The organism is Streptomyces sp. SUK 48 (assembly GCF_009650765.1).
Taxonomy (GTDB): Bacteria; Actinomycetota; Actinomycetes; order Streptomycetales; family Streptomycetaceae; genus Streptomyces.
The window spans coordinates 7,053,719-7,064,608 of record NZ_CP045740.1; the positions used below are offsets into that span (position 1 = coordinate 7,053,719).

Genomic DNA, 10,890 nt, shown 5'->3' on the forward strand with positions numbered 1-10,890 from the left:
AGCTGAATATATGTCGGGGTTGCGGTGATTCGCGTATTACGGTTCCCGCATGCTGACGCACATTCCGCCACGGAGAAGGACCCGACTGACACGCCGGGGCAGACTCGCCCTGGTCGTGGCCGGCGCCGTCGTGGCCGGCACCGCCGTGGCGGTGCCGCTGCTGACGGCGGCCGATCACCATGAGGTGCCCAGACCCGCCGCGCTCGTCGTCCCGGAGGGCTGGCGCGCGAGCCAGGTCTACGACGCGATCGACAAGGCGCTCGCCCTGCCCTCGGGCAGTACCCGCACCTCGCTCGGCAAGGCCCGGCTGACGCTGCCCAAGGACGCCGGGGGCAACCCGGAGGGCTACCTCTTCCCGGCCTCCTACCCGCTGCGCAAGGGCGCGACCCCGGAGTCCGTACTGCGCTCCATGGTGGACACCGCCCACGAGAAGTTCGACGGCGCACCGGTCGCGGCCGGGGCACAGCGCAACTCGATGAACGTCTATCAGGCCCTCACCATCGCCAGCATCGTCCAGGCCCAGGCCGTGAAGAAGGAGGACATGGGCAAGGTCGCCCGGGTCGTCCTCAACCGGCTGGAGCGCGGGATGCCGCTGCAACTGGACTCCACCCTCATCTACGCGCTGGGCCGCGCGCGCACCACCGAGGAGGACACCAGGAGCGACAGCCCCTACAACACCTATCAGCGCATGGGCCTGCCGCCGACGCCGATCGGCAATCCCGGTGAGGACGCCATGCGTGCCGCCATCAATCCGACGCCGGGCGACTGGCTGTACTTCGTGACGGTCAAGCCCGGGGACACCCGCTTCACCGCCGACTACGACACACACATGCGCAATGTGGCGGACTTCAACTCCGAGCAGCAGAAGGCCGGGCAGCAGACGGGGCAGAGCCAGAGCCCGTCCCCGAGCCGGTCCTCCTCGCCGTCCGCGACACGGTCCGCCGGCAAGGCCGGCTGAGAGGCGGCCGGTTCACGGCGGAGCGGTTCAGGGCCGACCGGTTCAAGGCCGACCCGTTCACGGTGAGCCGGTCCAAGACGGTCCGGTTCAAGACGGTCCGGTTCAACGGGGCGCGGCGGAGCGGCGGTTCGTCATGCGGCGGCCGGCCGGTCCCGCGCGAGCAGTCGCCCGATGTCCCGTACGGCCGCGCGGCCGGCCCGGTTGGCGCCGATGGTGCTGGCCGAGGGGCCGTAGCCGACGAGGTGGATCCGGGGGTCGGCCACCGCGCGCGTCCCCTCCACCCGGATCCCGCCGCCCGGCGTGCGCAGTCGCAGCGGGGCGAGATGGCCGAGCGCCGCCCGGAACCCGGTCGCCCACAGGATCACGTCGGCGTCCACACGGCTGCCGTCCCGCCACTCCACGCCGTCGGGGGTGATCCGGTCGAACATCGGCCGCCGGTCCAGGACGCCGTCCTCGAGTCCCCGGCGGATCGCGTCGTTCAGGGGCAGCCCGGTGACCGAGACCACGCTGCGCGGCGGCAGTCCCTCGCGCACCCGTTCCTCGACCAGCGCGACGGCGGCCCGGCCCGCGTCCGCGTCGAACGGGCCCTCGCGGAAGACGGGCGGCCGCCGGGTGACCCAGGTGGTCGCGGCGGCGTACGGAGCGAGTTCCAGCAGATGCTGGGTGCCGGAGGCGCCGCCGCCCACGACCACCACCCGCTGCCCGGCGAACTCCTCGGGCCCGGCGTAGCGCGCGGTGTGCAACTGCCGTCCGCGGAAAGTCTCCTGACCCGGACAGCGCGGCCAGAACGGATGGTCCCAGGTGCCGGTCGCGTTGATCAGCGCACGCGTCGACCAGATGCCGTCGGAGGTCTCCACGAGCAGCCGTCCGCCGTCCCCCTCGCGCACCGCCCGCGCCTCCACCGGGCGCCGTACCCGCAGGTCGAAGGCGTGTTCATACCGGTCGAAGTACGCGCCGATCACCTCGGCCGAGGGGCGCCCGGGATCGGCGCCGGTCAGCTCCATGCCGGGCAGCGCGTGCATCCCGTGCACCTTGCCGTACGTCAGCGAGGGCCAGCGGAACTGCCAGGCGCCGCCGGGGGCGGGGGAGTGGTCGAGGACCACGAAGTCGCGGTCCGGCTCGTATCCGGCGCGGCGCAAGTGATAGGCGCCTGCCAGTCCGGCCTGACCGGCGCCTACGACGACCACCTCGACCTCACGCGATTCGTTCACGCTTCTACCAACAGCGTGCCCTGCGTGGCTCTTCCCGCCCGCTGTCGTACCCATGCGTCAGGATGGGAGCCATGTCAGATGCCTTCACCACCCGAATCCTGAACGTCTCCACCGGTAGCCGGGAGCGCGTGGCCGACCTCACCGGGGACTGCGAGGACTTCCTGCGCGAGGCCGCGGGCGGTCGCGACGGCCTGCTGAACATCTTCGTCCCGCACGCCACCGCCGGGATCGCCGTCATCGAGACCGGCGCCGGCAGCGACGACGACCTCCTCGCCGCCCTGCACACCCTGCTCCCCGCCGACGACCGCTGGCAGCACCGCCACGGCAGCCCCGGCCACGGCCGCGACCACGTCCTCCCGGCACTGGTCCCGCCGCACGCGACCCTGCCGGTGATCGCCGGCCGCCTGGAACTCGGCACCTGGCAGTCGGTGTGCCTGGTGGACACGAACCGGGACAACCCCGACCGGCAGGTGCGGCTGAGTTTCCTCGGCTGAGGGCGCCGCGGGCGGACCGAGTCCTGCGGGAGCGGGACGAGCGGGTCGGATGCGCGGACCGGGACGTTCGTTCGGTCAGGGCCGGTCGGCGCGGTCCGTCGCGTTCGGTCGGCCCCCGATGTCGGCGTAGCGCACGACCTGGGCGGCCAGGCCGATGACCACGGCCGTGTCGGCCAGCGAGATCAGAAGCAGTGGCCACTGTGTCGGGCCGAACACCCAGTAGACGACCAGGGCCGCGAGCGGTGCCCCGCAGAAGGTCATCAGATCCACGGCGAGCTGGAACCGCTTCCGTGAGTGACGGTGGGTGTCGCCTCGGTGCGCGGATTCCCAGCCGAAGACATCCGCCTGTTCCCGGCTCAGTTCCTTCAGGCGGGGGGCCAGCTCCTCGCGTATGTACCGGCCCACGGCCGAGATCTTCTCGTCGTTGACCAGGTAGGTCCACCCCAGGATGGTGGACAGCGGAGGGAGCAGCAACAGCATCTCAAGGTGCCCGCCGCGGGCAAGGGTCGAGCCGACGACCGCTGCCATGGTGCCGAGCGTGGCGTAGATGAGGTTGTCCCGGAAGCCGATACGAGCGCGCTGCTCCTCCTTGATCTGCGCGTACTCGGCAAGCAGGAGTTGGCCGGTGTCGATCACTTTATTCATTCTCCAGTCGGGCCAGTCGGGCTTCCAGCTCGCTGAGGCCGATCTTCCTCGCGCCGTTACAGAGCCGGGACAACTCGGGTACTTCCAGGCGTAGTTGCCGGGCCAGCCGGGAGATGATCTCTTCTGTCTCCCGCCGGGTGACCTGCCGACGCGAGCCGATCCGACGGTCCAGCAGGTACAGGAGGGCGCGCTTGCGTGGTACCTCCTCCTGGCACCACACGCGGAAGAACCGACTGCCCGCCATGCGATAGCCGCCGATTCGGGACTCCGGCATCCCCTCCTCGCCGAAGGCGGTGGCGGGCAGCGAGACCGACCAGGTGCCGTCGTCATCCTGTTCCGGGGCGACCGAGTGGAAGCCCTTTTCGTGGAGCCATCTCTGGGCGGAACGCAGCAGGCGGTCGTCCGCTTCCGGGTCCAGTTCCTCGTTCTCGAGAGCGGTGATCAGCTGGGGAGTGCGGGTGCACAGAGCGCTGAGCTCCGGATCGTGTGCCGTCCCGGCCTTGGCCTGGCCGTACACCAGGAGGTCTCCCCGCCCGCCGCGCACCAGGTGGACGGGCAGGTACACGACCGTCTCGCTCAGACACTCCAGGGCATCCAGGGCGACCGGCAGATTGAACCGGGCCCGGTCCTTGCGCTCCTTGAGGCGGTCCAGGGCCGAGCGGTCGAAGCCGGAGGACGCGGGGATCGCTGTGAAGCGCGGGTAGTGGTCCTTTCGCTGTACCCGGTCCCGTTCGTCGCCGGACAGAAGGGTCACGACATCCTCGTCGTAGTGGTCCCGGGTCAGCGGAGTGCAGCCCAGGGCCTCGAAGTACAGCTTGCGGCGGTCCTGGCGGGTGACCACATAGCGGATGTCGTCGTCCACCGAGCGCTGCCCAAGGGATGTCAGGGACAGCCGGCCGCCGAACTCCTCCCGGACATGACCGATCGTGGTCAGGAAGCGCACGGCCTGGGCGACCAGGGCGCGGTCCAGGGCGAAGAACGCCGCCAGTTCGTCCACGGTGTGCAAGGCGCCGTGGCGCAGGCCGCGTTCCAGGAATCCGTCGATCAGGGAGAAGTCCTCGCCCTCGGTGATGTCGGCCCGGATCTCCACCTGCCAGACCGGCAACAGCAGGGAGTGGAGCCGGGTGGGCACGATGCCCTGGCCGAAGGCGGCGTCCTCCAGGACTCGCTCCTCGGGGAAATTCATCAGCCGGGGAGCAGTCGTCATGGCCGGCCCCTTTCGGAGGAGACATCGGCGGGTCTGGGCATGTCCGGGACGGCCTTGCCGAGCGCTGCCATGACGTCCGCGTAGGCCCGCAGGTCGCCGCGATCCCGCAGATGCTCGTACAGGTCACCGATGAGCACCCTGAAGCCGGGGTCGTCCGCGCGCATCAGCGTGCTCAGATCGCCCACCAGGACCAGCTGGCTCTTGGCGCGCGTGAAGGCGACGTTGGCGCGGCGCAGTTCCCTGAGGAAGCCGATCCTGCCTTCGGGGTTGCTGCGCGTGAAGCCGTACAGCACGATGTCGCGCTCCCCGCCCTGGTACGAGTCGACACTGCCGACCGAGGCATCGGCGAGCTGGGAGTCACCGATCAGCCGGGTCAGATGGCGGACGACCTCCAGACGCTGCGCGAGATAGGGGACGATCACCACCCATTCGGAACCCCGGTGGTGGTAGAAGGCGGCGAGCCTGGCCAGGAGGCGTGCTTCACAGGCGTTGAAGGCGCCCTTGCGGGTGCGGCCCTCGGGGCCGCGGCCGCCCGACTCGCGGCGTTCGCGGTCCGGCAGGGCGGAGGTATCCACGAAGGCCATCGGGCTGGAGAACAGGGGGTCCGTGTGCCGGTGGTCCTTCTCGGTGAGCAGTTCTCCCCGGTAGAAGGAGGCCGAGATGAAATCGGCGATCTCGGCGGGCATCCGGCGCTGCCGGGCCAGCTGCACGACGTGTGAGGAGGGCAGTCCGGCACGCAGGCGCTCCAAGGCGCTCTGAGACATCAGCCGGACGAGTTCCGGGTCACCGATGCCTTGCGCCCAGTCGTCCACCTCGAGGTCGCGGAAGGGCGGCAGCTGCCGGTCGTCGCCGACCAGGACGCCGCGGCGGACCCTGGCCAGCGGCACCAGTGTGTCGGCGATGCCGATCTGGCCGGCTTCGTCGACGATGCCCAGGTCGAACTCGACTCCGGACAGTTCGGGGCGGGATGCCGCGCCGATGCAGGTGGCGCCGACCACGTGGGCGTAACGGACGAGTTCGGGCACCAGCTGGCCCGGGTCCTGAGCGATGGCGGCCTGCCATTGCCGGGTGAGTTCCCGGCGTCGAGAAAGGACCGGCAGCCAGTGCGTCAACTGCCCGTGCAGGGTGTGCAACGTGGCCGGCGCTTCGGCCGGATCGGCCGGGCGAACGGCGACGGGCGGGTCCGGCACGGCCCTGCCGAGCGCGTGGACGGCCATGTCGGCGGCCTCGTAGGCGGACTGAACTCCGTTGCCGAGGCGGTGCCCCACCGCCAGGTAGGTGCGCTGGGCCGCCTGGACGGTGGCGTCCTCGTGGCGCGCGCGTTCCTCCTCGGCGCTCGCCGCCTCGGCCTGCCGGCGCAGGCTGAGGCCCAGCGCGTCGAGCTGCCGCATCTCGGCCCGCACCGTGATGAGTTCCTCTTCCCGTCGCCGGGCCCGGGAGCGGTGCAGCCAGCCGGTGAGGAGGGCATCGGAACGCTGCCGTGCGGACCTCGCCTTCTCCTCCAGCCGCGCGGCGCGTCCGGCGAGCGACTCCAGGGCGGTCGTCCGTTCGTCCTCCTGGCCCTGGAGAGCCGACAGCCTTTCCCGAGCCGGCGCGGTCGCCATGTCGGTCGCCTCGCGCAGACGCTGGGCCGCGGTCCGCTCCTCCTCGACCAGGGCGTCGACCTGCTGGAGGCGTACGGCGAATTCGTCCGTCCACGGTTCCGCGGCGGCTGCCTCCTGGTACGCCTGTGCGCGCTGGGTCATGGTGTGCCGGATCTCCTCGGACAGGGTCTCCGATTGCTCCTCCAGAAGCAGCGGTCTGACGTCGGCGTGCACCTTGCTCTCGTCCCCGACACGGATCACCACGAGGTCCCGGGGTAGTCGGGCCAGCACGTTGTCCACGGCGCGGTTGGTGTGGGAGGTGACGAGTACCCGGCAGTTGTCGGCGGCGTCCGTCGTCGCGGCGGTGTGGGCGATCTCCGTGATGGTCCGGGTCTTGCCGGTACCGGGCGGCCCGAGCACCACCAGCAGGTCCTGCGTGGTCAGCGCTTTGCGGAACGCGGCGAGTTGTTCGGGATCGAGGTCCTCGTGCGGCTCGGCGGTCGTGGCGGGGATCGGGGTCACCTGGTGCTCGACCACGGCCGGGAGGAGGCCGGAGTTCCTGGTGTCCCGGTTGCGGAGACTTGCCACGGCCTGCCGCTGCTTGTTGAAGATCACGCTGCTGGGGACGAGCTCCAGGGCGGCGCGTGCCGGTAGTCGGTCCCATGACACGGGCTGGTCGAAGCGCACGGTGACGCGGCCCTCCGCCGCCCGGCTCACCTTCCCACGGGTCTCGACGTCACCCTGCACGCGGACGAAGGCGCCGGCCGGCGGGAACTCCTCTCCGACGAGCTGGAATTCGTAGACGGACTGCGGACCGCTGCCGCGCTTGCCGCCGGTGGCCGTGAAGCGCTGGTACGGGAAGGGCGCGGCCCGGCGGTCTTCCCGGGTGGTGATCTCCTCGGTCGCGTCGATCAGCCGGTCCACCGTGTCCAGGAACCTCGACTGCGCCTCGCTGACGGCAGGGGCGGCCCGCTGTGGTGCCGTTTCCTGGCCGAGACGCTGCCAGGCTTCCTCGATGGTCTTCCACTGGGCGTCCGCGTGCTCGGGTACGGCCCTCAGCTCGAACACCATCTGCCAGACGGGCGTGCGCACCAGGAGACAGGACCTGGCGAGGCGCGCGTGGTCGGCCAGCCGCAGCGGATCGATGTGCTTGACGAAGTAGCCGGTGCCCCGCTTCGTGGCTTCGAGGCGCAACCGGTACGTGCGCGTGTACACCAGCAGGGACGCGTTGTACCTGCCGTTGGCCGGGCTGACGATGACGGCGGCGCCCCCGGTGAGCTGGTTCAGGTCATGGACGATCTGTGGGACGCCGGACGGCAGTCCCGCGCTGGCCCCGGCCTTCGTACGGAGCTGGTTGTCCAGGTCGGTCCAGGGGACGAGCACCAGGGGAGCGCCCAATGCGACGGGGTGGACGGACATCGGCGACGCTCCTCAGTGCCGGGGCGGCGGGACGGACGCCAGCTCGCGCGCGGCGGCGAGCAGGGCGAGGCGGAGCGTACGGGCGCAGGGGCGGGCCCCGGGGTCCTCCTGCAAGGCGTCGGCGACCACGCGGACGAGACGGTCCGGGACGGCGGCCGTGCCGCGATAGGGAGGCCATCCGGGCTCGGGGGTACGGCCGGTCAGCGCGAGGTGCAGCAGCGCGCCCACCTGGTAGATGTCGGTGGCGGGCCCGGGACGGACGGTGGATCCGTGCCGCTGCTCGGGCGCCTGGAAGGGCCCGGGATTCTCGCCCCGGCGGGGCGGCGCGGTGGCGAGGCCGAAGTCGCGCAGTACCGAGTGCGGCCGGCACCGCACGACCGCGGTCGGCCGGAGCGCCCGGTGCGAGACTCCCGCACCGCTCAGCCGCTCGAGAACGTGCGCCACTTCGGCGAGGGCCCGCACGATGGACCACAGGCCCAGCGGGTCCGCCGGTGCCGCCGGCTCGGGCAGCAGTTCGTGCAGCGTCTCCAGCGGGCCGCCGCGCTTCGGGTCACCGGGCCAGGCCAGAGCGAGCGTCGCGGTGGTCTCGCTGCGGGACAGCTGGAGGACGGCGGGGCCGTGGAGACGCCGGCACAGCTTCGCCTCCTGTTCGAGCGCGGTCAGGGCGTGATCGCGGTCCGGCCCCCATGCCTCGACCTGGCGCAGCCAGGCGTAGGTGCCCCGGGTGCCGCCGTCGGACATCACACGTGCCAGCGCCTGGCGGCGCAGCACTTCGCCGTGCCGTGACTCCTGAAGGAGGTCTCCGGGGCCGTCGTACAGCAGGTACTCCTGTTCCCCGACCCTGACGACAGGACGGCTCTCCCAGGAGGCGGGGCCGGGGGAGTACGCGGGAGCGGGCACCATGACGGTGGCCGGTCCCGGGGGCCGTTCTCGCGCCGGTCGCCCGGCGGGGCGCAGATCGCGCAGTACCCGCAGGGCGAAGGCGGCGGCATGCCGCGCGGCGGTTTCCTGGGAGCCCGAGGCGTCGTACGCGGCCTTGTCCTGGTCGGCGGAATCACTGATGCCGCGGATGAACAGGGCCCGCACCCCGTGCTTCATCCCGACCGCGTGGGCGACGCCGTGGCTCTCCATGTCGATGGCCACGGCGTCGTTGTAGTGCCGGCGGATCCGGCGCGCCGTCTCGGAGTCACGGAAGCCGAGCAGTACGTCACCCGAGGCGATCGGCTCGAAGTGAACCCGGGGCGGTGTGGCGGGGCGGGCGTCCAAAGCGAGGAAGGCCCAGGGTTCGTTGCGTCGCGCGGAGCGCACCAACTGGTCCATGTCGTACGGCGATTGCCAGGCATCGGGCCGGGCGGCGAACCCGTCCGCGCTCTCGCGTCCGCCGTGATGGCTGTAGACCTTCCTGGCGACGACGACATCGCCGAGGCGGACATCGTCCTTCAGCGCACCGGCGACGCCCACGAAGAGCACGACCTCGGCGCCGAAGTGCGCGATGGCGGACTGGGTGACGAGGGCCGCACGGGTGTTGGTCGGGCCCATCTCCGCCAGCGCCACCTCCCAGCCGAGGCCGGGTATGCGTCCCCTGTCGAAGACGGTGCCCTGAGGCTCTCTGTCCTCGTGGACGTCCGCCATGTGCCGGCGTACCGCCTCGTACTCGACTTGCAAGGCGGTGAGCACGACCACGGTGGGCCGCTGCCCTGTCGATCCCCCCAAGAAAGACCCTCACCCTTCACAGAACTCCGGGACTTCACCGAATCCCGGGGCTTTTCAGAACCCCAGGACCGGGCCCCATGACTGCCTGGGGTGGTCCCGCACGGGGTATGAGGCGACGCGAAGGATCACCTTAGCCCGGGTTCCCCCGAGGGGTATGGAGATCGTCGTATCGGCTGATGCGCGGCCCGGCGCTCCGGGCATCCGCCGCAGGGCGGACAAATGCTCCATCACGTACGGTGTGGTGGACGCAGCAAGCCGGGCTCGCCGCGGCAGACGTGGTTGCGCAGTTCGCGGCAGTCCCGGTCCGTCCAGGCCGGGAGAGGAAGCATGAGAATACGCGTCCGGCGGCGGCCCAGGAGCCGTCGCACAGCCCTGCGTGCCGGGGTTCCGCTGACCACTCTGGCGTTCGCCGTGGCCGGTTGCGGCGCATCGGTCACGCCCGGGACGACCACGACCTCCCTGCGGGACACCGCCGCCACCCGGGGCACACAGAGCCCGGGCGCCGCGAGCCCGACGCCGAGCCCGACCGGCACCGGTACCGCCTCGGCCACCGGCACCGCGCGGACCACCCCGACGGCGGCCGCCACCTGCACCGACCAGATCCTGTCCGGTATGACCACCGCTCAGCGGGTCGGACAGCTCTTCATGGGCGGCATCAACGCGGCCAAACCGGACCAGGCCCAGCTGCGCATCCTGCGGGACAACCACGTGGGCTCCGTCATGCTGACCGGCCGCAGCACCGCCGGTACCGCGGCGACCCGGAAGATCGTCGACGGTTTCCGGGGCCAGGCCGACCGGGTCGGCGGCAAGCAGGTCGGCCTGCTGGTCGCGACCGACCAGGAGGGCGGCAAGGTACAGGTGCTCAACGGCCCCGGCTTCTCGGCCATGCCCAACGGAGTGACCCAGGGCAAGAAGTCCCCCACGATGCTGCGCGCCGAGGCCGCCATCTGGGCCCAGCAGCTCAAGCGGGCCGGGGTCGATCTGAACCTGGCGCCGGTCGCCGACGTGGTCCCCGCCTCGCTGGGCACCCGCAACATCCCCATCGGCTCCTTCCAGCGCGAGTACGGCAACACGCCGGACCCCGTGACCTCCCACACCGGTGCCTTCGCCGCGGGCTTCAAGCAGTCGGGCGTGCTGACCACGCTCAAGCACTTCCCCGGGCTGGGCCAGGTGATCGGCAACACCGACACCACCGCCAACGTCGTGGACTCGGTGACGACCAGCAGCAGTGCGAGCCTCGACCCGTTCAAGGCCGGGATCCAGGCCGGGTCGCCGTTCGTGATGGTCTCGTCGGCCACCTACAACAAGATCGACGCCAAGCACATCGCGGCCTTCTCGCCGACGGTCATCGGCCAACTGCTGCGCGGCCAGATGGGCTTCAAGGGCGTGGTCATCTCGGACGACATCGGCAACGCGGTCGCCGTACGGTCCTTCGCCCCCGCCCAGCGGGCGCTGGACTTCACCTCCGCCGGCGGCGACATGATCCTCACGGTACGGCCGGACGTCATCCCCGCGATGGCGCGGGCGATCCAGACCCGGATGGGGCAGGACGCCTCGTACAAGGCCAAGGTCGACGCCAGCGTGCGCCGGATACTCGACGCCAAGCACAACGCGGGCCTGCTCCAGTGCGGTTGAGGCCCTGAGGCCCTGAGGTCTCGAA

At 71.2% G+C, this 10,890-nt stretch carries 8 protein-coding genes; 3 read left to right on the forward strand and 5 right to left on the reverse strand.

Annotated features, from left to right (window positions below):
• Window positions 1-49 precede the first annotated feature (49 nt).
• Complete coding sequence (gene mltG, locus GHR20_RS31335) at window positions 50-958, forward strand: endolytic transglycosylase MltG (RefSeq protein WP_153815065.1); 909 nt, start codon at window positions 50-52, stop codon at window positions 956-958.
• Between the two features lie 131 nt (window positions 959-1,089).
• Here the strand turns inward: mltG and GHR20_RS31340 are convergent, their stop codons facing one another.
• Window positions 1,090-2,169, reverse strand: coding sequence for an NAD(P)-binding domain-containing protein (locus GHR20_RS31340; protein ID WP_153815066.1), 1,080 nt, complete (start codon window positions 2,167-2,169; stop codon window positions 1,090-1,092).
• A gap of 71 nt (window positions 2,170-2,240) precedes the next feature.
• Between GHR20_RS31340 and GHR20_RS31345 the strand changes: the two genes are divergently transcribed.
• The gene (locus tag GHR20_RS31345; RefSeq protein ID WP_153815067.1) at window positions 2,241-2,663 is read left to right on the forward strand and encodes a secondary thiamine-phosphate synthase enzyme YjbQ; all 423 of its coding nucleotides are present in this window, start codon (window positions 2,241-2,243) and stop codon (window positions 2,661-2,663) included.
• 75 nt (window positions 2,664-2,738) lie between these two features.
• On the opposite strand, the gene GHR20_RS31350 is transcribed toward GHR20_RS31345, so the two are convergent.
• Genes GHR20_RS31350 through GHR20_RS31365 form a run of 4 tightly spaced genes read right to left on the reverse strand, consistent with a single transcriptional unit; the run spans window position 2,739 to window position 9,230 of the window.
• Window positions 2,739-3,308 carry a hypothetical protein gene (locus tag GHR20_RS31350; RefSeq protein WP_153815068.1) on the reverse strand — a complete coding sequence of 190 codons (570 nt, stop codon included), beginning with the start codon at window positions 3,306-3,308 and terminating at the stop codon, window positions 2,739-2,741.
• Entirely contained in the window at window positions 3,301-4,515 is a 1,215-nt protein-coding gene (locus GHR20_RS31355) for a hypothetical protein (RefSeq protein WP_153815069.1), read from the reverse strand. Before GHR20_RS31355 ends, GHR20_RS31350 begins: the two co-directional genes overlap by 8 nt.
• On the reverse strand, window positions 4,512-7,517 hold the full coding sequence (locus GHR20_RS31360; protein ID WP_153815070.1) for an AAA domain-containing protein: 3,006 nt from the start codon (window positions 7,515-7,517) through the stop codon (window positions 4,512-4,514). Before GHR20_RS31360 ends, GHR20_RS31355 begins: the two co-directional genes overlap by 4 nt.
• Window positions 7,518-7,529: 12 nt before the next feature.
• A complete protein-coding gene (locus tag GHR20_RS31365) occupies window positions 7,530-9,230 on the reverse strand; it encodes a hypothetical protein (RefSeq protein WP_153815071.1) in 1,701 nt (566 codons plus the stop codon).
• Window positions 9,231-9,557: 327 nt separating this feature from the next.
• Here GHR20_RS31365 and GHR20_RS31370 point away from each other — a divergent pair, with 327 nt between their 5' ends.
• Window positions 9,558-10,865 (forward strand): glycoside hydrolase family 3 N-terminal domain-containing protein, encoded by a 1,308-nt coding sequence (locus GHR20_RS31370; protein WP_153815072.1) that lies wholly within the window; start codon window positions 9,558-9,560, stop codon window positions 10,863-10,865.
• Window positions 10,866-10,890: the final 25 nt, after the last annotated feature.